The organism is Salinispora pacifica CNR114 (genome assembly GCF_000514775.1).
In the GTDB taxonomy this organism is placed as follows: Bacteria; Actinomycetota; Actinomycetes; order Mycobacteriales; family Micromonosporaceae; genus Micromonospora; species Micromonospora pacifica.
Genome location: NZ_AZWO01000016.1, coordinates 79,774 through 103,202, shown reverse-complemented (window position 1 = coordinate 103,202; position 23,429 = coordinate 79,774). Strand labels below are relative to the sequence as shown.

The 23,429-nt window shown below is 69.0% G+C and carries 19 protein-coding genes; 11 read left to right on the top strand and 8 right to left on the bottom strand.

What is annotated here, in order from left to right; translation table 11 throughout:
- Positions 1-31 precede the first annotated feature (31 nt).
- The 3 genes from B118_RS0111825 to B118_RS0111815 all read right to left on the bottom strand — a co-directional run bounded on the left by B118_RS0111825 (position 32) and on the right by B118_RS0111815 (position 2,825).
- Positions 32-706 (bottom strand): hypothetical protein, encoded by a 675-nt coding sequence (locus B118_RS0111825; RefSeq protein ID WP_018223557.1) that lies wholly within the window; start codon positions 704-706, stop codon positions 32-34.
- Positions 707-838: 132 nt separating this feature from the next.
- Complete coding sequence (locus B118_RS0111820) at positions 839-2,104, bottom strand: DUF2254 domain-containing protein (protein ID WP_018223556.1); 1,266 nt, start codon at positions 2,102-2,104, stop codon at positions 839-841.
- Between the two features lie 211 nt (positions 2,105-2,315).
- Complete coding sequence (locus B118_RS0111815) at positions 2,316-2,825, bottom strand: GNAT family N-acetyltransferase (protein ID WP_026185840.1); 510 nt, start codon at positions 2,823-2,825, stop codon at positions 2,316-2,318.
- Positions 2,826-2,996: 171 nt separating this feature from the next.
- Between B118_RS0111815 and B118_RS0111810 the strand changes: the two genes are divergently transcribed.
- On the top strand, positions 2,997-3,467 hold the full coding sequence (locus B118_RS0111810; protein ID WP_018223554.1) for a DUF6328 family protein: 471 nt from the start codon (positions 2,997-2,999) through the stop codon (positions 3,465-3,467).
- On the opposite strand, the gene B118_RS0111805 is transcribed toward B118_RS0111810, so the two are convergent.
- Positions 3,457-4,392: a formylglycine-generating enzyme family protein gene (locus B118_RS0111805; RefSeq protein ID WP_027645762.1), complete on the bottom strand. Its 936-nt coding sequence runs from the start codon at positions 4,390-4,392 to the stop codon at positions 3,457-3,459. The two genes, B118_RS0111810 and B118_RS0111805, sit on opposite strands and share 11 nt — an antisense overlap.
- Before the next feature lie 201 nt (positions 4,393-4,593).
- Between B118_RS0111805 and B118_RS0111800 the strand changes: the two genes are divergently transcribed.
- The 5 genes from B118_RS0111800 (at position 4,594) to B118_RS0111780 (ending at position 12,726) form a co-directional block, all read left to right on the top strand.
- A complete protein-coding gene (locus tag B118_RS0111800; RefSeq protein ID WP_028192804.1) occupies positions 4,594-8,259 on the top strand; it encodes a nitrate reductase subunit alpha in 3,666 nt (1,221 codons plus the stop codon).
- Positions 8,259-9,986 carry a nitrate reductase subunit beta gene (gene narH, locus B118_RS0111795; RefSeq protein ID WP_027645760.1) on the top strand — a complete coding sequence of 576 codons (1,728 nt, stop codon included), beginning with the start codon at positions 8,259-8,261 and terminating at the stop codon, positions 9,984-9,986. The genes B118_RS0111800 and narH overlap by 1 nt, the downstream gene beginning before the upstream one ends.
- On the top strand, positions 9,983-10,609 hold the full coding sequence (gene narJ / locus B118_RS0111790) for a nitrate reductase molybdenum cofactor assembly chaperone (RefSeq protein ID WP_028192803.1): 627 nt from the start codon (positions 9,983-9,985) through the stop codon (positions 10,607-10,609). Before narH ends, narJ begins: the two co-directional genes overlap by 4 nt.
- A complete protein-coding gene (narI, locus tag B118_RS0111785) occupies positions 10,606-11,364 on the top strand; it encodes a respiratory nitrate reductase subunit gamma (protein ID WP_027657982.1) in 759 nt (252 codons plus the stop codon). The genes narJ and narI overlap by 4 nt, the downstream gene beginning before the upstream one ends.
- A 126-nt stretch (positions 11,365-11,490) precedes the next feature.
- Positions 11,491-12,726 (top strand): globin domain-containing protein, encoded by a 1,236-nt coding sequence (locus B118_RS0111780; RefSeq protein ID WP_080635268.1) that lies wholly within the window; start codon positions 11,491-11,493, stop codon positions 12,724-12,726.
- 72 nt (positions 12,727-12,798) lie between these two features.
- On the opposite strand, the gene B118_RS0111775 is transcribed toward B118_RS0111780, so the two are convergent.
- Both B118_RS0111775 and B118_RS0111770 read right to left on the bottom strand, forming a co-directional pair.
- The gene (locus tag B118_RS0111775) at positions 12,799-13,599 is read right to left on the bottom strand and encodes a YwiC-like family protein (RefSeq protein ID WP_028192802.1); all 801 of its coding nucleotides are present in this window, start codon (positions 13,597-13,599) and stop codon (positions 12,799-12,801) included.
- Complete coding sequence (locus B118_RS0111770; protein WP_018223546.1) at positions 13,596-14,294, bottom strand: helix-turn-helix transcriptional regulator; 699 nt, start codon at positions 14,292-14,294, stop codon at positions 13,596-13,598. Before B118_RS0111770 ends, B118_RS0111775 begins: the two co-directional genes overlap by 4 nt.
- Positions 14,295-14,539: 245 nt before the next feature.
- On the opposite strand from B118_RS0111770, the gene B118_RS0111765 reads away from it, so the two are divergent.
- The gene (locus B118_RS0111765) at positions 14,540-15,949 is read left to right on the top strand and encodes an acyl-CoA synthetase (protein ID WP_028192801.1); all 1,410 of its coding nucleotides are present in this window, start codon (positions 14,540-14,542) and stop codon (positions 15,947-15,949) included.
- Positions 15,950-16,154: 205 nt separating this feature from the next.
- Complete coding sequence (locus B118_RS0111760; RefSeq protein ID WP_028192800.1) at positions 16,155-17,765, top strand: ricin-type beta-trefoil lectin domain protein; 1,611 nt, start codon at positions 16,155-16,157, stop codon at positions 17,763-17,765.
- A 121-nt stretch (positions 17,766-17,886) separates the two neighbouring features.
- Here the strand turns inward: B118_RS0111760 and B118_RS0111755 are convergent, their stop codons facing one another.
- Entirely contained in the window at positions 17,887-18,816 is a 930-nt protein-coding gene (locus tag B118_RS0111755) for an alpha/beta hydrolase family protein (protein ID WP_028192799.1), read from the bottom strand.
- Positions 18,817-18,967: 151 nt separating this feature from the next.
- Here B118_RS0111755 and B118_RS0111750 point away from each other — a divergent pair, with 151 nt between their 5' ends.
- On the top strand, positions 18,968-19,555 hold the full coding sequence (locus B118_RS0111750) for a TetR/AcrR family transcriptional regulator (RefSeq protein WP_018223542.1): 588 nt from the start codon (positions 18,968-18,970) through the stop codon (positions 19,553-19,555).
- A 162-nt stretch (positions 19,556-19,717) separates the two neighbouring features.
- On the opposite strand, the gene B118_RS0111745 is transcribed toward B118_RS0111750, so the two are convergent.
- A complete protein-coding gene (locus B118_RS0111745) occupies positions 19,718-20,665 on the bottom strand; it encodes a methionyl-tRNA formyltransferase (RefSeq protein WP_028192798.1) in 948 nt (315 codons plus the stop codon).
- Positions 20,666-20,921: 256 nt separating this feature from the next.
- Between B118_RS0111745 and B118_RS0111740 the strand changes: the two genes are divergently transcribed.
- Both B118_RS0111740 and B118_RS0111735 read left to right on the top strand, forming a co-directional pair.
- Positions 20,922-22,262 carry a lysine N(6)-hydroxylase/L-ornithine N(5)-oxygenase family protein gene (locus tag B118_RS0111740; RefSeq protein ID WP_028192797.1) on the top strand — a complete coding sequence of 447 codons (1,341 nt, stop codon included), beginning with the start codon at positions 20,922-20,924 and terminating at the stop codon, positions 22,260-22,262.
- A 177-nt stretch (positions 22,263-22,439) separates the two neighbouring features.
- Positions 22,440-23,426: an iron-siderophore ABC transporter substrate-binding protein gene (locus B118_RS0111735; RefSeq protein WP_018827896.1), complete on the top strand. Its 987-nt coding sequence runs from the start codon at positions 22,440-22,442 to the stop codon at positions 23,424-23,426.
- Positions 23,427-23,429: the final 3 nt, after the last annotated feature.

Here is a 23,429-nt window from a genome sequence, read left to right as displayed (position 1 = left end):
CGAGACCCGCGGCCTGCCCGTACTTTGCCAATCAACTCTTCGCGGTGTCGGATGGCGCCACCTGGCCGGTGACCAACATTCGGATGCTCACCAGCAGAACCCAGGCCGGGAAGATGAGCGTGAACCAGAGATTCTGGTTGGTGAAGATCAAGAGCAGCACGGCCAGAATGTAGGTCAGGATCCAGAGCCACTTCGGCATCAGGCGGGTCTTCATCCCCACCGTTCCGAGCGCGAACATGAACACCGCTGCCATACGTACCGCGTAGATCCCACTCGCCTCAAGCATGATCGAGCGACCGAACCCCACCGTCTCGGTACCCAAGGACTGGGACCCACCTTCGGGAACACCATCCACAATGGCTCCCGCCACCACGACGGCGACAAATATCATGGCCAGGAAAAGAACCCCGCTCCCGATGAGCAGAGTGGAGAAGAACCAGTCTCCCAAGTTGCCCATGTACTCGCGCACCACGCCCATGAACCAGAGGAAGAAGATTCCGGCGAACGGGATGAGGAACAACGCCACCCGCATCCGGCCAGCTTCTTGCCGTACCCACTCCACATCGGCAAAAGGCTCCTTCGGGAGCGCCGACCGAAGCAGGATGATACTGATGGCGAAGACCACGGCGAAAAGTATGCCCGCGATCGCGACCCCGCGCGGATTTCGGAGCGCCCGCAACGTTTCTTGATCAGAACTCTTGCCCATCGGCAACACCCTTCACCAGCCGTTTCAACGGTCCCATGGAATGCACGCCCCTCCTTTTCTCGTTCTACCAGAGAACGGGGCACCCAGTGGCCGGAATGCCTCCGGCCACGAGCCGGGCTCGGAGCCGGAGCCTCACCCCCGGCCCGGACCGCCGATTCCCTGCCGGTCCGGCACCACGGCCCGGTCGTGGTCGACCTTGCCCCCGAAGCTCGCGGCCAGGGTCTGGTCCAGCCGGTCAAGCTCGGCGTCCACCGCCGGTCGCCGGTCGGCCGGAAGTACCTCGCGGAGATCCTCGAGCATGGCGCGGAGCCGCCGCAGCACCTGGACGGAGCTGGCCCCGTACTCGCGGATCTCGGTGACCGCCAGCGTGAGGTAGTCCTCCCACGTCCGGCCGGGCACAGTCAGCCGCGGCTGGCCGGACTCGTCGCAGTACCGCATCGTGCCGAGGGGCCGCGCCCCGATCATCCGCAGCAGCTCCTCCAGGTAGTCCATCATCTGCACCGCTGTTGTCGGATCGTTGATGGCCGAGGAGAGCGCCCGGGCCGCGCTGTCCACCAGAATCCGTACCGGAAAGGCCGGATCACGCTCGATGGTCCGCTCGATCCCCAGGGCCACCATGGCGTGGATCTGCTTGGTGGAGTCACCCGACGGCCTCGTCCCGAATATCTCCATCACTGGTTGGCCGGCGATGATGTAGTCGCCGGCCGCCACCTTTGACCGGAGCTGACAGTCGTGCTGGCTGGCCCAACGGACCAGGGCTGCCTCATTCAACGCCTGCACCGACCCGGACCGTTGGGACTGAATCACCAGAGTTGGATCCCCGGCCGGCTCCTCCTTGGTCACCACCGACCCGCCCGACTGGTCGCGCGCCGCCATCAGCTTCCGGGCGGTCTTGGTCACGTCGGCCGCGACCGCCACCGGTCGAAGTTGATGCACCAGATGGTTGAGGAAAACCACGAAGAGCACGAAGCTGACGATGAGGAAAATCCCCGAGATGCCGACACCGAGCGGCGGGATCTCCGCTGACCCACCAAGAGCCAGGAGCGTGAAAGCGAAGGCGACCGTCCCGAGGATAAACGTCACGACGGCCAGGTGGAATCGGTCCCGGTACAACAACCGCAGGTAGCGCGGAAAACTGTCGGCGTGGAGTTCGAGTACGACCACGCTCACGGCCACCACAAATCCGGCCAGCACCCCGGCGACCTCGACCACGATCGTGAGGAGCTCCTGTGCCGCGGACGGCTCGAACTCCCACGCCGACGGCAGGGTGATGACAGCGTCGACCTCGCGGACCACCAGGGCGAGCAGCCCTCCCACCACCAGGCCCAGCAGCGGGAAGAACCACATGCTCCCCACCAGGTTCTGGCGGATTCGGAAGAACTTCGCCCACAGCATCATCGAACTCCTCACCGCTTCGGGTAGGGACCCGACCGGAGCGTGTTGACGACCCGCCGCCGAAATTGCGTTGGGCAACCCATGTCTGCGGTTTTCCGCTGCGGGCCGAAACCAGCCCGGGCCAAGCGGCTGTCGCCTGCGAGCCTTCCACACGTTCTGGTTCGGATTGGGCGGAACCGTCAATCCGGGCTGCGGTGGACCGATCGGTCCCGCGCTACCTCGCGTGGGCGTAGCGGACGGTGGCCAGCCGGTGACCGCTGATCTCGTAGCTGCCGGTCGCCCCGTCCAGGACGAATCCCCGGCGCTCGTAGAACCTTCGGGAGCTGTTGTTCGCCGCGGCACACCAGAGCCGGACAACCGCTGCGTCGAGTTGGGCGATGGCGGCGTCCAGCAGGGCCGCACCGACCCCCTGGCCCTGGAACTCCGGTAGCACGTAGATCGCGTAGACCTCGGCGGATCGCGGATCCTGCCGGTCCGGCCCGGCCATCACCACACCAACGACGCGACCCGGGGTGAACGCCAGCAGTGTGCTCCGGGCCGGGTCCCGCCGACTGCGGAAACGCCGAGCCCAATCCGCCTCGTCCAGGGATGCCAGCACCTCGGTGGGCAGGAGTTCCGCGTAGGCGGCACGCCAGCTCCGCACGTAGACCGCCGCGACCGTCGCCGCGTCCTCGACGGTGGCCGGCCGGATGGCGGCGCCGCCAGCCGCTAGCGAGCCGTTCATGATCACGATTGTGCCCCATCCGGGATCACAGCCGGGTCGGGCCCCGCGCCACCGGTGTCGGTGCGTTGGCCGATTCCCACGGCGAGAGATCGCATCGGTGCCAGACTGTGAGGCACGGAGGAAGGAGGGTCCCTCCCTCCCGGCCCGGACCACACCGATTGCGGAGGCAGGGTGGCGGAGGAGACGGAGACCCGCTGGCGGCGCCGGTACGCCGAGCTGTTGCAGGAGCTGCGGATCGCGCAGACGGGGGTGCAGATCCTCTTCGCCTTCCTGCTCGCCCTCCCGTTCAGCTCCGCGTTCGGCGAGACCAACGCCTTCCAACGGACGCTCTACATCATCTCCTTCCTCGCCACCGCCGCCGCGGCGGTGGCGACCATCGCCCCGGTGGCGTTCCACCGGGCGCTGTTCCGGCAGGGGCGTGATCCGGAACTGGCGCGCTTCACCCACTGGATGACCACCACCGGCTTGTTGCTGATGATCCTGGCCGTGATCGTCGCGGTGCTCCTCGTCACGGACTTCATCCTCGAGCTGCCGCTCGCGCTCGCGCTGACCGGCCTGACCCTGATCTGGCTGCTGCTGCTCTGGGTGCTCGTGCCGATCGGTCGCAGCCGGACCGGCAGCGACTCCGGTACTACCGGATGACGCACCGGAAGCCGAGGTGGCAGGTCGAGGTGTCGATCGCTTCGCCCTGCCGGGCCGCCGGCCGATACCGCATGCAGTAGTTGGGGGCGCACAGGTGGGACCCGCCCTTGATGACGTGGCGGGGAATGCCCGCGCCCGGTCCGTCGGCGGTGACCGGCGTCGTACAGCACGCCTTCGCCGACGGGTCAGCGGGGTACGTGAAGACGTCCCGGGTCCACTCCCAGACGTTGCCGGCCATGTCGTAGAGGCGGTGACCGTTGGGCGGGAAGGCTCCCACCGGCGAGGTTCCCGCGTACCCGTCGAGGAGCAGGTTCTGCCAGGGAAACGCGCCCTGCCAGGTGTTGGCCATCATCTTGCCCTGGGGGGCGAACTCGTTGCCCCAGGTGAAGGCGGCACCGTCGAGCCCGCCACGGGCGGCGAGCTCCCACTCGGACTCGGTGGGGAGTTCCTTGCCGGCCCAGGTCGCGAAGGCCACCGCGTCGGCGTACGCGACGTGGGTGACCGGGTGCAGGTCTCTGCCGTCGATGGTGCTGCCCGGCCCCTCGGGATGACGCCAGGTCGCGCCCGGCGTCCACGACCACCAGTTGCGGTAGTCGGCGAGGCTGACCGGCCCGGAGGCCTTGCGAAACACGAGGGAGCCGGGGACGAGCAGCTCCGGGTCGGCGTCGGGGTAGTCCGCCGCCGTCGGTGCCACCTCGGCCATTGTCACGTGGCCGGTCTCCCGGACAAATCGCTCGAAATCTCGGACGGTCACCAGGTACTGATCGATCCAGAACCCATCGACCTCGACCCATCGCACGGGCCCTTCTTCAGGATAGAAATCCGTTGATCCCATCCGAAACCGACCACCCGGGATCCAGACCATCTCCGGCCCCGGACGGGTCGTCGCCGGGGAGCTGAGCGCCTCGTGCACCACGCCCCTCACCCTAAGCCACCCAAAGCACTGCAACTTGCCAATTATCGGATCACCTGGGTGCGCAGGGTGTTGCCGGGCGGAAAGTTCACCAGCGCCACCGAGATAGGCGATCGCGCCGATTTAGACCCGCTTTGTCTGGCTATCTGCGCCAAGCTGGGGACGAGTCATCCCATCGGGTGTTCTCGCGGTCACCGGTGAGGAATGAGGCGAATGACGGGCACGACGGAGCATGCGAGCCGGGCGTTGCTGGCCGTGGGCGGCCTGGTTCGCCGGGCCGAGGTCGCCCCCGACGGCCGGGCCCTCTACCAGGTCGGTGGGCGCCAGGCGGATGCCTTCTACCGAGACCGTTGGTCGTACGACAAGGTGGTGCGCTCCACCCACGGGGTGAACTGCACCGGTTCCTGTTCCTGGAAGGTGTACGTCCGCGACGGCATCATCACCTGGGAACAGCAGCAGACCGACTACCCGAGCGTCGGCCCGGATCGGCCGGAGTACGAGCCGCGGGGCTGCCCACGCGGGGCGGCGTTCTCCTGGTACACCTACTCGCCGACGCGGGTGCGCTACCCGTACGCCCGGGGTGTGCTGATGGAGATGTACCGCGAGGCCCGGCAGCGGCTGGGTGATCCACTGGCGGCGTGGGCCGAGATTCAGGCCGATCCGCAGCGGCGACGCCGCTACCAGCAGGCACGGGGCAAGGGCGGCCTGGTCCGCGTCTCCTGGGACGAGGCGCTGGAACTGGTCGCCGCGGCGCATGTGCACACCATCGCCGAGTACGGGCCGGATCGGATCGCCGGCTTCTCCCCCATCCCGGCGATGTCGATGGTGTCGCACGCGGTGGGGGCACGGTTCCTGTCGCTGATCGGCGGATCGATGCTGTCGTTCTACGACTGGTACGCGGACCTGCCGGTGGCGTCCCCGCAGATGTTCGGCGACCAGACCGACGTGCCGGAGTCCGGGGATTGGTGGGACGCCTCCTACTTCATCATGTGGGGCTCCAACGTGCCGGTGACCCGCACCCCGGATGCGCACTGGATGGCCGAGGCACGATACCGGGGCCAGAAGGTCGTGGTGGTCAGCCCGGACTTCGCCGACAACGTCAAGTTCGCCGACGAGTGGATGCCCGCCCAGCCCGGCACCGACGGGGCACTGGCGATGGCGATGGGGCACGTCATTCTCAAGGAGTTCTTCGTCGACTGGAACACGCCCCGGTTCTTCGACTACGTGCGCCGCTTCACGGACCTGCCGTACCTGGTCAGCTTGGAGCCGGCAGCCGACGGCGGCTACCGCCCGGGGAAGTTCGTCACCGCCGCCGACCTGGGGGAAGGCGACAAGGAGGCGGCCTTCCGGCCGGTGCTGTGGGATTCCGTCGCGGACGGGCCAGCGGTGCCGAACGGGTCGCTCGGGGACCGCTACAGCGAGACCGGCGTCGGCCGGTGGAACCTGGAGCTGGGCGAGATCGTGCCCCGGCTGAGCTGTACCGGCGGCGAGGCGGTGGAGGTGCTGCTGCCCCGGTTCGACACCGACCAGCCGGCGGTGCTGCGGCGCGGCGTGCCCACCAGCCGGGTCGGCGACCGGTTGGTCACCACCGTGTTCGATCTGATGCTCGCCCAGTACGGCGTCGCCCGTCCCGGCCTACCCGGTAGCTGGCCGACCGGGTACGACGATACGGCCGAGCCGTACACGCCGGCGTGGCAGGAGCCGCTCACGGGCGTACCGGCGGCGCAGGTGGCCCGGGTGGCCCGGGAGTTCGCGGACAACGCCGAGCGCTCCGGTGGCCGCTCAATGATCGTGATGGGGGCCGGTACGAACCACTGGTTCCACTCCGACACCACCTACCGGGCGATGCTGGCGCTGACCACGCTGACCGGCTGCCAGGGGGTCAACGGCGGCGGGTGGGCACACTACGTGGGGCAGGAGAAGTGCCGGCCGGTGACCGGCTGGCAGCAGCTCGCGTTCGCGCTGGACTGGGTCCGCCCGCCCCGGCAGATGATCGGCACCGCCTTCTGGTACGTCCACACCGACCAGTGGCGCTACGACACGTACGCCGCCGACGCCCTCGCCGCTCCCACCGGCGCCGGCGCCTTCGCCGGCAAGCACACCGTCGACCTGTTGGCTCAGTCGACCCGGCTGGGCTGGATGCCGTCGATGCCCACCTTCGACCGTAACCCCCTTGATCTGGCCGACGAGGCACTGGCCGCGAACCCGGACGACCCGGCGCGTTACGTCGCGGACGCACTGGTCGATGGCCGACTCGGTTTCGCCGGCACCGACCCGGACGCCCCGGAGAACTGGCCCCGGGTGTTGACGGTGTGGCGGGCCAACCTGCTCGGCTCCTCCAGCAAGGGCAACGAGTACTTCCTGCGTCACCTGCTCGGCACCGAGTCGAACCTACGGGCGGAGCAGGCTCCGGCCGGCAACCGCCCGGCCGATGTCGTGTGGCGCGACGAGGCCCCGGAGGGCAAGCTCGACCTGCTGCTGAGCCTCGACTTCCGGATGACCTCGACCACGCTCTTCTCCGACGTGGTGCTACCGGCGGCCACCTGGTACGAGAAGCATGATCTCAGCACCACCGACATGCACCCGTTCGTGAACGCCTTCACCCCGGCGATCAACCCGCCGTGGCAGACCCGCACCGACTTCACCGCCTTCCACGGGATCGCCAAGGCCTTCTCCGCCCTGGCCCGCCGGCATCTCGGTGTACGCAGGGACCTGGTGGCGACGGCACTGCTGCACGACACCCCGGATGCGATGGCTACTCCGGGCGGGGTGGTGCGCGACTGGATGACCGGCGACGCTCCCGCGGTGCCGGGCCGCACGATGCCGAAGTTCGTGGTCGTGGAGCGGGACTACGGCGCGGTCGCCGACCAGATGGCCGCTCTCGGCCCCCTACTGGACCGGCTGGGCACCACGAACAAGGCGGTCACCGTCGATGTGCACCGGGAGGTCGACTACCTGCGGCGGGTCAACGGCGTGGTGCGGGGTGGCGCCGCCGACGGCCGGCCCCGGCTGGACACCGATATTCGAGCCTGTGAGGCCATCCTGGCGCTGTCGGGCACCACGAACGGCCGCGTCGCCACCGAGGGCTTCCGGTTCCTGGAGCGGCGGACCGGTCAACGCCTGGCGGACCTCGCCGCCGAGGCGGAGGGGAAACAGACCACCTTCGCGGACACCCAGTCCCGTCCGGTTCCGGTGATCACGAGTCCGGAGTGGTCGGGCAGTGAACACGGCGGTCGCCGGTACTCGGCGTTCACGATCAACACGGAGCGGCTGAAGCCATGGCACACGTTGACCGGGCGGCAGCACTTCTTCCTGGACCACGACTGGATCCACGAGACGGGCGAGGCGCTGCCGATCTTCCGGCCGCCGCTGGACCTCCACCGACTCTTCGGCGAACCGCGGCTCGGCGCCAACGGAGAGTTGGAGATCACCGTTCGGTATCTGACTCCACACTCGAAGTGGGCTATTCACTCGGAGTACCAGGACAACCTGCTCATGCTGACGCTGTCCCGCGGTGGGCCGACGATGTGGATGAGTGAGGCAGACGCGGCGAAGATCGGGGTGCGGGACAACGAGTGGATCGAGGCGGTCAACCGCAACGGGGTGCTGGTCTGCCGGGCGGTGGTCAGCTACAAGATGCCCGAGGGCACCGTCTACGTCTATCACGCGCAGGAACGGGTGATAGACGTGCCGAAGGCACAGCTCAACGGCCGCCGCGGCGGGATACACAACTCGCTGACCCGACTGCTGGTGAAACCCACCCACCTGATCGGCGGATACGCGCAGTTCGCCTTCGCGTTCAACTACCTCGGGCCGACCGGCAACCAGCGCGACGAGGTGACGGTGGTCCGCCGCCGTTCGCAGGAGGTGCGGTACTGATGCGGGTGATGGCGCAGATGGCGATGGTGATGAACCTGGACAAGTGCATCGGGTGTCACACCTGCTCGGTGACCTGCAAGCAGGCGTGGACCAACCGATCCGGGGTGGAGTACGTCTGGTTCAACAACGTGGAGACCCGCCCCGGCCAGGGCTACCCGCGCACCTACGAGAACCAGCAGCGTTGGCAGGGCGGCTGGGTGCGTACCCGCTCCGGGCGGCTCAAGCCCCGCTCGGGCGGGCGCCTGAAGCGGATGTTCACCGTCTTCGCCAACCCGAAGCTGCCCTCCATGCAGGACTACTACGAGCCCTGGACCTACGACTACGAGCACCTGATCACCGCGCCATCCAGCGACGACATCCCGGTCGCCCGGCCGAAGTCCCTGCTCACCGGCGAGGACATGAAGATCACCTGGAGTGCGAACTGGGACGACTCCCTGGCCGGCGGGAACGAGATCACGGCGGGTGATCCGGTGCTGGCGAAGGTGTCCGAGCAGGTACGGCAGGAGTACGAGAAGACCTTCATGTTCTTCCTGCCCCGGATCTGCGAACACTGCCTCAACCCGTCCTGCGCCGCCTCCTGTCCCTCCGGGGCGATCTACAAGCGCAGCGAGGACGGCATCGTGCTGGTCGATCAGGACCGCTGCCGCGGCTGGCGGATGTGCATCACCGGCTGCCCGTACAAGAAGGTGTACTTCAACCACCGCACCGGCAAGGCGGAGAAGTGCACGTTCTGTTTTCCCCGCATCGAGATCGGGCAGCCGACCATCTGCTCCGAGACCTGCGTCGGCCGGCTGCGCTACCTCGGCCTCCTGTTCTATGACAGCGACCGGGTGGCCGAGGCCGCCGCCACCGAAGCCGAACAGGAGCTCTACGCGGCGCAGCGCTCGGTCTTCCTCGACCCCCACGACCCCGACGTCGTGGCCGCCGCGCGGGCGGGCGGGATCCCCGACGACTGGATCGAGGCCGCCCAGCAGTCCCCGATCTGGGACCTGATCATGAAGTACGAGGTGGCGCTGCCACTACACCCGGAGTATCGGACCATGCCGATGGTCTGGTACATCCCGCCCCTGTCCCCCGTGGTGGACGTGCTGCGCGACACCGGCCACGACGGTGAGGAGGCCGGCAACCTCTTCGGCGCGATCGACGCTCTCCGCATCCCCGTCGACTACCTCGCGGAGCTCTTCACCGCCGGCGATCCGGCACCTGTCCGCGCGGCGCTCGGCCGACTCGCCGCCATGCGCGCCTACCAACGCCGCAGCAACCTCGGCGAGACACCGGACGACGCCATCCCCGCCAGCGTCGGCATGACCGCCGACGAGATGGACGACATGTACCGCCTCCTGGCGGTCGCCAAGTACGAACAGCGCTACGTCATCCCCGCCGCCCACGCCGAGGACGCCCACCGGCTGGAAAAGATCGCCACCGAGTGCTCCCTGGACTATGTGGGCGGCCCCGGGATGGGCGGCGGCGGACCCTACGGGCAGGGCCCCTTCGGGGAATCCTCCGGCACGCCCGTACCGATCCAGGTGGAGACCTTCGACGCGCAACGCAGCCGGCAGCGGGCCGACTCCCTGACCGAGGCCGGCGACCCGGCCCAACGGACCAACCTGATCGACGCCGGTGGTGCGGGCGACCGGACCGGCGCCCGACCGCGGAAGGATCCGGCCGGCGAGGGCGGCGACGTGACCGGCCCGGGCGTCCTCGACATCAACCGGGACCAGCCATGACGACCGAACCGACGACCTGGCGGCCCGTCGCCGCCCGCGCCGCCTCGCTACTGCTGCGCTACCCCGACGAGGAGGTCCTCGCCGCGCTGCCGGTCATCCGGGCCGCCCTCGACGCGCTCCCCGACGCCGTGGCGAAGCCGCTCCGACAGGTGCTGACCCACTGCGAAGCAACCGCCCCCGGCGAGCTACGCGCCGCCTACGTGCAGCTGTTCGACTTCCGCCGCCGGTGCTGCCTGCACCTGAGCTACTACACCTGCGGCGACACCCGCCGCCGCGGGGAGGCGCTCGTCGGCTTCGCCGCCGCGTACCGTGCCGCCGGCCTGGCGGTGGTCGACGGCGAGTTGCCCGACTACCTGCCGGTGCTGCTCGACCTGGCCGCCGAAGACGACACCGGATGGCGGCTACTGCACGACAACCGGGTCGGCCTCGACCTGCTCGCCGAGTCGCTGGGCCGGGAGGAGTCCCCGTACCGGCACGCGGTCGAGGCGATCCGGACCATGCTGCCCGCCCCGCGCCCCGCCGACCTCGCCGCCGCGCTCCGGCTGGCCCGCACCGGTCCGCCGGTCGAAGAGGTTGGTCTCGAACCGTACGGACTCGTTGACACCACCGGGGGCCGCAGATGAACACGGTGCACGTGCTGCTCTGGGTGGTCTACCCGTACCTGGCCATCACGATCCTGATCGGAGGGCTGATCTGGCGCTATCGCTACGACAAGTTCGGCTGGACCACCCGCTCCACCCAGCTGTACGAGACCGCCTTGTTGCGCTGGGGCAGCCCCCTGTTCCACTTCGGCGTACTCATGGTGTTGATCGGACATGTGGTCGGCCTCCTCATCCCCAAGTCCTGGACCGAGGCCGTCGGCATCACCGAGCACAGCTACCACTTCATGGCCGTCTTCATCGGGACCGTCGCCGGCTTCTGCACCCTCGCCGGAATGGTCATCCTGATCGCCCGCCGCCGTTTCACCGGCCCCGTCTTCGCCGCCACCACCCGCAACGACAAAGCGATGTACGTGTTCCTCGCGGCCGTCATCGTGCTGGGACTCTGGAACACGGTGCGGGGCAACATCACCGAAGGGGGCTACGACTACCGCGCGGACCTCTCGCCCTGGTTTCGGTCGCTGTTCTACTTCAGCCCCGATCCCGAGCTCATGACCAGCGTGCCGATCGGTTTCCAACTCCACGTCGTGGCCGCCTTCGCCCTCTTCGCGTTCTGGCCGTTCACCCGGCTGGTGCACGCCTTCAGCGCGCCGATCGGCTACGTCACCCGGCCGTACGTCGTCTACCGCAGCCACGGGACCGGACCGCGCCCGTCTCGGCCGGGCTGGGAAGGCCCGCCGACGCTGCCGACCCGCTCCTCGTCCCGAAGCCGACGGTGACGGGCTCCGCACAGAATCCAGGACCTTCGGCCCTGATCTGGGCTGTTGTGTGTCTGTTCGGTGGAACCAGGTCATGTTTCCGCAGACTCGTCCGGTAGACGACCGTGGAACACGATCTTTACGCCGATCGATGCTCTCAAAGGAGTGGTCTTGCTCTCGCAATCCTCAGCAGCAGTGGTAACGGCGACCCTGCCCGCTGTGCAGGCGCACGGTGAAGCGATCACCAGCCGGTTCTACCAGCGAATGTTCAAGGCCCACCCGGAGCTACTGAACATCTTCAACAAGGGCCACCAGGCCACCGGGGAGCAGCCGGCCGCGCTCGCCGCCTCCGTGGTCGCCTACGCCGAGCACCTCGTCAACGGCGACGACGAGAAGTCGTGGGAGCTGATCCTGCGCCGGATCGCCCACAAACACGCCTCGCTCGGCATCACCGCCACCCAGTACACGATCGTCGGCCGCCACCTGCTCGCCGCGGTCGGCGAGGTGCTCGGTGCGGCCGTGACCGACGAGGTCGCAGCCGCCTGGGACGAGGTGTACTGGCTGCTCGCCTGCGAGCTGATCGCCCGGGAGGCCCGGCTCTACACCCAGGCCGGGGTGGGCGAGGACGGGTCGGTGTGGCGGCACTGGCAGGTCGTGGAGTGCATTCAGGAGACCGCGGATGTCATCTCCTTCCGCCTGGTCCCGGCCGACGGTGGCCCGCTTCCCACCTTCACGCCCGGGCAGTACGTCTCCGTCGCGGTCGACCTGGACGGCGGGCGGCAGCAGATCCGGCAGTACAGCCTCTCCGGCCCACCCGGCGAAACCTACTGGCAGATCACCGTCAAGCGGGTACGCGCCACCGGCGACGCCCCCGAAGGCGTGGTCTCGACCCTCCTGCACGACCGGGTGACCGCCGGTGACACGCTCCGCCTCAGCCCCCCGTTCGGCGAGGTCAGCGCGATCGGGGATGGGGGCCCGCTGGTGCTGGTCAGCGCCGGTATCGGCCTCACCCCGGCGATGTCGGCCCTGCACCACCTGGCCGCGACCGAGACCGACCGGGAGGTGGTGCTGGTACACGCCGACCGCAGCGCCGCCGCCCACGCCCGCCGCCACGAGCTGCCGGAGTTGGCGGAGCAGTTGCCGAACCTGTCGGTGCTGTTGTGGTACGAGGACGCCGCCAACGGTGAGTTGGACCGGCTGAAGGCGGGGGTCAGCGCCGGCCAGCTGGATCCGAGCCGGGTCCCGCTACCGACCGAGGCCGACATCCACCTCTGCGGGCCGGTGCCGTTCATGTACCAGGTCCGCGCCGAATTCCTCCGCCGAGGCGTGCCAAAGGACCGGATCGGCTACGACGTCTTCGGCCCGGGAATGCTACGCGACTGAGTCCTTCGGGCTGACCCCACGGTTGGATCCTGCGGGCTGGCCCCACGGCCACCCGGCCGTGGGGTCAGCCCGTCAGGAGACCAACACCAGCGTGCCGAGCACCAGGACCGAACAGGCGATCTCGATCATGCCGACCGGGGCGGGACGCAGCGCCCGGCCGGGCAGCAGCCACGCCCGGATCAACAACACCAGGAAGATCGGGGCGAGCCCGACGTCGAGCAGGGTCGCCACGACGAGCGCCGCGAGGTGGAAGCCGATGGAAAGGCGCCGGTAGGAGGTGCTGCCGCGCTCCCGGATCATGGTCTTGACGTAGCAGACGGTTCCGGTCAGGTAGAGCAGCAGCACCACGAAGGCCGGGACGACCCGCTCCGGCGACACCCCCGCGATCGTGGCCACGACAAAGATCAGCAGGCAGCTCTGCAGCACCGAGGCGAGGTCGTTGAGCAGGGCCCGCTCGCGCCGGCGCCACGCGTACCCGGCGTTGACCGCCAGCAGCGCCGCAAAGGCCGGGGCGTACCAGAGCACAGCCGGCCGAACGAAAACCACCGCCAGCGCCAACGGCGCCGCGACCAGGGCGTAGAGCCGAATCTGGGCAAGATAGCGACGCGGTCGACGACTCTTGATGGCCTGGAAGACGTAGTAGGACAGCAGGTAGCCGGCCAACCAGGCGCCGAGCAGCGGCAACTGCGGCCATCCTGGTCCGACCACGACGACCCCGACCAGGTACGGCAGGAGCAGCATCGCCCAGGCGCCGTGCTGCGGCGGTAGATAGCGGCGGAGCACCCGCTGGCGGTTGCCGGGCCGGCGGTTGCCGGGCCGGCGGCCGGTGGCGGGGCCGGTGGTCTTGGGTGCCGCCGACGACTGGGTGCTCATACCGGTCGGGTGGCGTCCGACGGGAGGGAGAGCCGCACCACACAGGCGGTGGGCGCGCCGAACGGCTCCAGCACGGTGTCGCCTGCCGGGGCGCCCGCCTGCTCCAGCGCGCCCCGGACGACGCCGACGTGCAGCCCGCAGATGGCGTCTGGATTCTGACTCACCAGTTCGAGGAAGGGGCAGGTGTGCAGGTGGATCTCGGTGTGCCCGTCCGCCGTCTGCTTCAGGTCCGGGTCGAAGCCCAGGCCGCGCAGGACCGCTATCGCGGTGTCGACCGGCTTTTCCCCTCGGGGTGTCGCCGCCGCGAGATGCCGCCCCCAGTCGTGGCCGGCGCGGACGGCCTCGGCCCGGGCGTCGCCCCGGCTCTGCCGGGCCAGGTGATCGAGCAGAGCCGCGGTGAGGGCGCGGTACGGCGCCGGCGCGGGGGCCTCCTCGGGCACCGTCCGGTAGCGCCAGGCCGGCCGCCCCGGCTGCCCCCCGCTGGCGCGGGCCTTGACCAGCAGCCCGGCGTTGACGAGCCGGTCGAGGTGGCTGCGGGCGGTGGAGGGGTGCAGGCCGGTCCGCGCACTGATCTCGGCGATGGTGAGGCCACCCTCGGCAGTGCGGGTCAATTCCAGGATTGACGCCCGGCTGAAGGTGCCGAGCGCCCGATGCCGGGTGGTGTCGATGGCCTGCCCGGTCGGCCCAATGTTCACGGTTGTCACGCTTGACCATGTTACAACGTCAAACATCGTCAAAACCTGAGGCGAATCTGCCTCGGGCACGCCGCACCCCCGCTGCGCTGCACCGACTGGCCGAGGTCGGCCGGGCCGGGAATGGTCGGGCCGGGGTGGGGTGGCCGGGTGGGCCGGAGCCGGGTGGGTCGGGGGCGGGGCCGGGTGGGCCGCAGCGGCGGGGCGCGGCTACGGTCGAAGGATCCGACGCGCGGAGGGGTGGGCCGGTGCGGCTACTCAGCTGGTTGTCCGAGTCCGTTGACGAGCGGCCGGACGCGGTCCAGATCAACGACCGGGGCGTGTCCTGGGGAGAGCTACGGCGGCTCGCCGCGGCCGTCGCCGACGACCTGTACGGCCTGGACCGGGTGGCCGTCGAGGCCAGCACGGATCTGGCGACGGTGGTCGGTGTCGCCGGGGCGCTGCTGGCAGGCGCGGCGGTCGTGCCGGTGCCGCCGGACGCCGGGCCGCGGGAACGGGACCACATCCTGCGCGACTCGGGCGCCGAGGCGGTACTCGTACCGGCGCACGGGAAACGTCGGGGCGACCACCCCGGCCGACCCCTCATCCCGGTCGACCTCACCCGCCGGGCGGACAGCATCCGCCCGGAGCCCGACCCCGCCGACCCGGCGCTGATCCTCTACACCAGCGGCACCACGGGGGCACCGAAGGGGGTGGTGCTCTCCCGCCGGGCCGTCGCCGCCTGCCTGGACGGGCTCGCCGACGCCTGGGGCTGGACCCCGGACGATCTGCTGGTGCACGGGCTGCCCCTGTTCCACGTGCACGGCCTGGTCCTCGGTGTGCTCGGCCCACTGCGGCTGGGCAGCCGACTGCACCACGTGGGCCGGCCCACCCCGGAGCGGTATGCGGGCGCGGCCGGCTCGCTCTACTTCGGGGTGCCGACCATCTGGTCCCGGATCGCCGCCGCGCCGGCGGCCGCCCGGGCTCTGCGCTCGGCCCGGCTGCTGGTTTCGGGCAGCGCCGCCCTGCCCACGGCCGTCGGCACCGGTCTCGCCGCGCTGACCGGGCGCCGACTCGTGCAGCGGTACGGCATGACCGAAACGTTGATCACGGTCAGCGCCCGCGCCGACGGTCCGCACCGGCCGGACGCGGTGGGGCTGCCGCTGCCCGGGGTGCGCACCCGCCTGGTGGACGACGGCGACGCCCCGTTGCCCGCCGACGGGGAGAGCATGGGTGAGTTGCAGGTGCGCGGTCCCACCCTCTTCGACGGGTACCTGCGCCGACCGGAGGCCGATGCGGCCAGCCGCACGTCCGACGGTTGGTTCCGCACCGGCGACGTGGCCACGATTGGTCCGGACGGCTGGCATCGGATCGTCGGTCGGGCCGGCACCGACCTGATCAAGAGTGGCGGCTATCGGATCGGGGCCGGCGAGGTGGAGGACGCGCTGCTGGCCCATCCGGGGGTCCGGGAGGCTGCCGTGGTCGGCATCCCCGACTCCGATCTCGGCCAGCAGGTAACGGCATACGTGGTGAGTGACGGCGTGGCGGAGTCGGAACTGATCGATTTCGTGGCCCGACAGTTGTCGGTGCACAAGCGCCCACGGCAGGTACGGCGGGTCGACGCCCTACCCCGCAACGCCCTGGGCAAAGTGCAGAAGTCTCGCCTGACCACGGAGTGACCGGCCGCACCGTCGGGGCCCCAGAATTGGATCTGACCGGGTCCGGACACCACCCTCGACGCCGCCCAGGGTCCGGAACCCCGACCCAGTTAAGATCTTTGACCCTAGGAAGATAAATGAAAATTGACATATATCTTAACAAGCAGTTAACTTAACTGTGAGAGCGCTCTCGTGATCCCACCACCACCCCCTGGAGGTCACGCGAATGAGCCGCAAGCTGAGCGCACTGATGGGTCTCGCCCTCGGCACCTGTCTCGTGGTCACTGCCNCCCCCGCCGCTGCCACCCCCGCCGCTGCCAGCCCCGCCACTGTCAGCCCGGCCGTCGTCCCACCCGCGGTCGCGTCCGCCACCGCAACGACACCCGCTACCACGGCCGCCACCACACCGGCCACCGCTGCGCCGGCGTTGGTCCCGGCCAGCCAGCTCGACGCGCTGCGCCGAGACCTTGGACTGACCGCCGAGGAGTTGGCCACGCGACTCGCCGTTGACGCCACCGCGTCTTCGATCGAGCCGCGAATGCGGGCCGAGCTGGCCGACGCGTACGCCGGAACCTGGGTCGCCCCCGACGGACGCACCACGGTGGTCGGGTTGACCGACCCCACGCTCACCGCCAAGGTACGCGCGGCCGGGGCGAAGCCCCGGATCGTCACCCGCAGCCTCGCCGAGCTGCGCCAGCTCACCACCAAGCTGGACCGGCGGGCGACGGTCGCCGGCTCCGCGGTACATGCCTGGCATATCGCTCTGCCCAGCAACACGGTGTCGATCGAGGCCAGCAACACCGCGGCGGCCATCACGTTCGCCCGCGCCGCGGGGCTGCCCGACGACGCGCTGTCGGTGGTGGCCAGCACCGAGGCCTACCGCCCGTTCTACGACATCCGCGGCGGCGACCAGTACGTCATCAACAGCCGCCTCATCTGCTCGATTGGCTTCGCGGTCGCTGGCGGGTTCGTCACCGCCGGACACTGCGGCAACGTCGGCGAACCCACCACCGGCTCCGGGGCCGCGCAGGGGGTCATCCGGGGCTCCTCGTTCCCCGGCGACGACCTCGGCTGGATCGAAACCAACGCCAACTGGATCCCCCGGCCGTGGGTGTCCACCTACGACGGCAATGTGGTCACGGTGACCGGCTCGCAGGAAGCCGCGGTCGGTGCCGCGGTCTGTCGGTCTGGCCGGACCACCGGTTGGCGGTGCGGCACCATCACCGCCAAGAACGTCACCGTCAACTACTCCGCCGGGCCCGTCTACGAGATGGTCCGCAGCACCGCCTGTGCCCAACCCGGCGACTCCGGCGGGTCCTTCGTCGCCGGCTCCCAGGCGCAGGGCGTCACCTCGGGTGGCTCGGGCAACTGCACCACCGGCGGCAGCACCGTCTACCAGCCGGTCAACGAGATCCTGTCCCGCTACGGACTGTCACTGACCACGTCTGGCGGCGGATCAACCCACCAGATCATCGGGCTCGCCAACAAATGCGTTGACGTGCCGGGCGCCAACGGAGCCGACGGCCAGTACCTGAACCTGTGGCACTGCAACGGCACCAACGCCCAGGACTGGACCTTCCCGGGCGACGGCACGATCCGGGCGTTCGGCCTCTGCATGGATGTGGCCTGGGGATCGGTCCAGAACGGTGCGGTGGTGCAACTGGCCTACTGCAGCGGCAACCCGGCCCAGCAGTGGGTGCTCACCAACGCGGGAGAACTCGTCAACCCCCAGGCGAACAAGTGCCTTGATGTCAAGAATGGAAACAGCGCCGACGGTGCTCGGCTGCAGACCTACCAGTGCCATGGTGGCGCCAATCAGCGCTGGCGCCTCGGATGAGCAGATCGGCACTCCGGTTCGCTGATATTGCGACCGGTGGACGATAGGAGCGCGGAACTGCGGTGAACGCGTCTGTGTTCACCGCAGTTCCGCGTGGGGAATCACCGTGGTGATGACCCGGTCACTTGACCGAGACCTGTCCCAGCCGGTCGATGTCGTCCCGCAGCGCGGCGCGCGCCGTCGCCCACGTGTCGTCGCCGGGATTGAGCGCGCTGCGCAGGTACGCCGTGGTGAGCTGCTGGATGAGGGCGACTCGCTCGGGATTTTCGTCGGTCGTTTCCGTGACGGTGTAGCCGGCGATTCCGCCCAGGGAGTGCTCCGCCCCGTACAGGGTGAGCAGGCTCTTGGGGCCGGGGCTCAGGTGGTACGGATCGGTGAACCAGTCCGGCCCGCGTACGGAGAGCGGCGACTGGTCCTTGTCCCCCGCGACCACGAGCGCCGGCGTTGTCATCTCCGCGAAGCTTGGGCTCATGAACGGAAAGTGCTCGACCGCGAACGGACTCAGGTCGGCCCCGCCGGTGCCGGTCGTGGAGAGCAGCACACCGGCGGTGACCCGTGGGTCGGACATGTTCTCGCCGGGAAGGCCATCAGCTCCGAGGACCCGCGCGCCCAGCAGCATGCCGACCGTCTGGCCACCCCAGGAGTGTCCAACCGCGGCGATCCGGCCACGGTCGAGTCGCCCGGCGAGACCGGGAACGGCGGCCTCGATGACGTCGAGGTGGTCGAGCGTGCGCTTCAGGTCGGCGACGCGGAAGCGCCAGATCTCCGGGTGTCGGGGATCGTCGGGCGCGATGTTCAGCGTGCGGGAGTCAAGGTGGGTGGGCTGGGCCACCACAAAACCGCGTGCTGCCCAGTAGTCGACCAGCGGGGCGTATGCCCGCATCGACTTGCCGAAGCCGTGCGAGAAGATGATGATTGGTAGTTCGCGTCCAGCCACGGGGGCCGAGATCCGGATCTGCAGGTCCTCGCCACGGTCCGCGGCCGGCAGGGTCACCGGGCTGACCGAGACGATCGGGGTGGGCGCTCCTGCCGCTACGTCGCTGTTGAACATGGATGAAGCTCCTTGAAAGTGCTGGGTGAGGCGCATACGTGGACCTGAGCGGGCGGTCCGACGCACAATCAAGCGGAACACCGTTCCGCTTGCCCCAACAATACGGAACCTGACTCCGCATGCCATTGATTGTGATGGAGGTAACAGCATCGTGAGCGCATCCGACCACGGGCCGCAGACGTCCGCGCGGAAGCGGGCCGATGCCCGACGCAACGAGCAGAGCCTGCTCGACGCGGCCGCCGCCGCCTTTCTCGCCGCCGGCGTGGACGCGCCGGTACGCGAGATCGCCGCCCGGGCCGGGGTGGGTGTCGGCACGATCTACCGCCACTTCCCGACGCGCGCCGACCTCGTCATCGCCGTCTACCGACACCAGGTCGAAGCCGCCGCCGAGGCCGGCCCGACACTGCTGGCGACGAGCGACACCCCATTCGCCGCCCTCGCGCAGTGGATCGACCTCTTTGTCGACTTCCTGGTCACCAAGCACGGCCTCGCCGAAGCGCTCCAGTCCGACGACACCACCTTCGAGGCGCTACACGCCTACTTCCTCGACCGCCTCGTCCCCGTGTGCACCCGGCTACTCGACGCCGCGGCCACCGCGGGGGAGGTGCGCCCCGACGTGGCTGCCTACGAACTCATGCGCGGCGTGGGCAACCTGTGCATCGGCGCCGGTAGGGACCCCCGCTACGACGCACGCCGTCTGGTTGAGCTCCTCATCGCCGGGCTGCGCCTCAACCCCTGACCGAGGGTGAACGATTCCCGGGAGTGCGCCAAGTGCGGCCGCCGGACCGGCCAGAACTTCCGCCGCCGCGCTGATCACGATCTTGCGCGGCGGCGAATGGCCGGCCCCGGGCGGGGCCGGCCGACGAGCCGGTGATCAGGAGGCGGCAGTGGGCCGCCGGCGTCAGGGCCGGTCGGTGAGGTAGCCGCCCATGGACGTGAGGTACTCCGTCGCGGGCAGCTCCCGGCCGTCCTCGGTCCGTACGCGGGTGATGACCAGACCATGGTTACGGCCCGTACGGGCATCGGCGCCGGCGACGATCGCCACGCCGTCACCCTCCCGGTAGAAGATGCGTCCAGGGGTGCCGCCGTACCGGCCCTCAGACACGACGGCGGCCAGGATCTCCAGGCGCTTGCCCTTGTGGAAGGTGAAGGCCGCTGGATACGGAGCGGACTGGGCGCGGACCAGCCGCTCCAGGACCTCGGCGGGCCAGTCCCAGTTGATCCGGATGTCTTCCTCGGCCCGCTTGTGGAAGAAGGTGGCCTGAGCGCGGGACTGCGGGGTGAATTCGGTCTCGCCAGCCGCGATGCGGGCCAGGGCTCCGATCGTGACGGGGGCGATCAGTTCGACCGTCTTGTGGAACAGGTCGGTCGTCGTGTCGGTCGGGCCCACGGGTACGGCGCGCTGGTCCACGATGTCCCCAGCGTCGAGCACGTCGTCCATCATGTGGGCCGTGACACCAACCTCGGTCTCCCCGTTGATGAGTGCCCAGATCAGTGGGGAGAAGCCGGCGTACTTGGGCAGCAGCGAGTCGTGGATGTTGAGGGTGCCGTGCCGTGGCAGGGTGTAGATGCGCGGCGGGATCCAGGTCCGCCAGTTGTTGGCGACGATGATGTCCGGGTCGGCTTCCTTGAGCCGCTGGATAAGCTCCTCGTCGTCGGGACGGTTGCGGATGACGACCGGGACGCCGTTCTCCTCGGCCAGTTCGGCGACTGAGTCGCTCCAGATCTTCTCGTAGGCATGCTCGCTCTTGGGGTGTGTCACGACCATCACCACGTCGTGCTCGGAGTCCAGCAGCGCCGTCAGGGTGCGATGGCCCCAGGTCTGATAACCGAACATGACGACCCGCATCGGGTTCCTCCTCAGAATGAGCGAATGCTAGGCTAAGTAAAGCAAGCCTTACCTAAGCAGCGCAACAAGGCTGTTACCGGACTGACTTGCCCCCGAACTAGTGAACTACCCGCTTTGCCCATCGACAACATGGTCAACTTAGGTTAGCCTTACCTGGGCTCCGCTCGGCATGTCGGCCTCCGACGTGCCTCGCTCCCCCTTGCCCCACCCTGAAACGACGCCTGGTGGGCGACCATCCCGGACGAATGGGAGTGACATGTCACAGACTCTTCCTGGCGACGCACCACTGATCCACGATCTGATCGGCATCGGCTTCGGCCCGTCGAACCTAGCCATGGCCATCGCCCTGAACGAGCACAACGCGCGCGTGGGAAGGCAGGAGGCGGTCACCGCCCACTTCTTCGAGCAGCAACCCCGGTTCGGCTGGCACCGCGGCATGCTCATCGACGACGCGACGATGCAGGTGTCCTTTTTGAAGGACCTCGTGACGCTGCGGAACCCACCAAGTGAGTACAGCTTTCTCTGCTACCTCCGGGACAAGGGCCGCCTGATCGACTTCGTCAACCACAAGACCCTCTTCCCGCTCCGGGTCGAATTCCACGACTACTTCGAGTGGGCCGCGGCGAAGGTCGACGACATGGTCTCGTACGGCCACGAGGTCCTCACCGTCGAGCCCGTCGTCCGCGACGAAGTGGTGGAATACCTCGACGTGACGGCCCGGTCCGGCGACGAGGTCGTGGTGCACCGCGCCCGCAACCTCGTCGTCAGCACCGGGCTGCGCCCGGTCATGCCGGAGGGCGTCGAGCCGACCGAGCGCATCTGGCACAGCTCCGAACTACTGACGAAGGTGGACGGCCTCGAAGGCACCAACCCTTCCCGCTTCGTCGTTGTCGGCGCTGGCCAGAGCGCCGCCGAGAACGTCGCCTACCTGCACCGCCGCTTTCCGGAGGCCGAGATCTGCGCCGTCTTCTCCCGCTACGGCTACAGCCCGGCCGACGACAGCAGCTTCGCCAACCGCATCTTCGACCCACAGGCGGTCGACGAGTACTTCACCGCGCCCGACGAGGTGAAACACAGGCTGATGGACTACCACGGCAACACCAACTACTCCGTGGTGGACATCGATCTCATCGAGGACCTGTACCGACAGTCGTACCAGGAAAAAGTGCTCGGCACCGAGCGCCTGCGCTTCCTGAACGTCTCGCGCCTCACGCACGTCGAGGAGACGCCCGACGGGGTCCATGTCACCGTCAGGTCCCTCGCTACCGGCGAGGAACACGGGTTGGACGCCGACGTCGTCGTGTACGCCACCGGGTACCGGCCCGCCGACGGCCTCGGCCCCCTCGGCGCGGTCGCGGACCGGTGCCACCGCGACGACCAGGGTCGAGTCCGCGTCGAGCGCGACTACCGCGTGGCGACCGACCCCGAACTACGCTGCGGCATCTACCTCCAGGGCGACACCGAGCACACCCACGGCATCACCTCCTCCCTACTGTCCAACACCGCGATCCGGGTCGGCGAGATCCTGGAGTCGATCCTCGACCGGGACATCAAGGTCATGCCCGACGCCGCACCGTCGGTCGCCGCCGCCCGATAGGAGCCCCTGGCCGGGGTGGCCACCCCGGCCGCTGGACCGTCCTGCCCCAAGCCCAGGCCACACTGCCCGGGCCGCCCGTAGCGCCGTCATTCCCGGCAGCTCGGGAGCGCACTGTGACCCCTCGTGAAAGGAATATCCGTGTTCCCTGGTACCCGCCTTGGTAGAACTCTCCCCCGCGTGGCCGTCGCCACCCTCGCTACTCTCGCCCTCGCCGCCTGCGGCGGCGGCGCGGAGAGTTCCGAATCGACGCCCTCGGGCGAGGCGAGTGCGGACTCGGCCGCAGTATTCCCCGTGACAGTCGAGCACAAGTACGGCAGCACGACGATCGACCAGGAGCCGAAGAGGATCGTCACGCTGGGCCTGTCCGACCATGACACGGCCCTCGCCCTGGGCGTCAAGCCGGTCGGCGCGGTGGACTGGTTCAAGGAGCAGCCCTACGGCAAGTGGTCCTGGGCCAAGGACAAGTGGGGTTCGACCCCGCCCGAGGTCGTCGGTGAGCGCGACGAGTACAACGTCGAGAAGATCGCCGCCCTCGACCCGGACCTGATCATCGCGCAGTACTCCGGCATGAAGAAGGAGCAGTACGACACCCTGTCCAAGATTACCAAGGTCGTCGCCCAGCCCAAGGGCGCCGAGGACTACCAGGCGGACTGGAAGGTCATGACCCAGCAGATCGGTAGGTCGCTGGGTAAGGAGGCCGAGACCACCAAGCTGATCGCCGACGTGGACGCCAAGTTCAAGGCCGTCCGTGACAAGCACCCGGAGTGGAGCGGCAAGACCGTCGCCGTCGGCGAGCCCTACGAGCCGGGCACGTTCACGGCCTTCTCCCCGAAGGACCCAAAGGTCGTCTTCCTGACGGAGATGGGCTTCACCACCTCCGAGGAGTACCGCGCCGCCCTCGGCACGGAGAACCTCATGGACTTCAGCGTCGAGCGCTTTGACGTCATGGAGGCCGACCGCACGGTGTGGCTGGGCACCCTGGACACCGAGAAGGCGATGAAGGCCGACCCGCTGTACCAGAAGACCAAGGTCAACCAGGAGCAGCGGGACCTCTTCCTGCCCTACGACAGCCCGGACATCGGTGCCGCGCTCTCCTTCAACACCGTGCTGTCGATCCCGTACGCGATCGACCAGGTCGTCCCGATGCTCGAGGCCATCGAGTAGGCC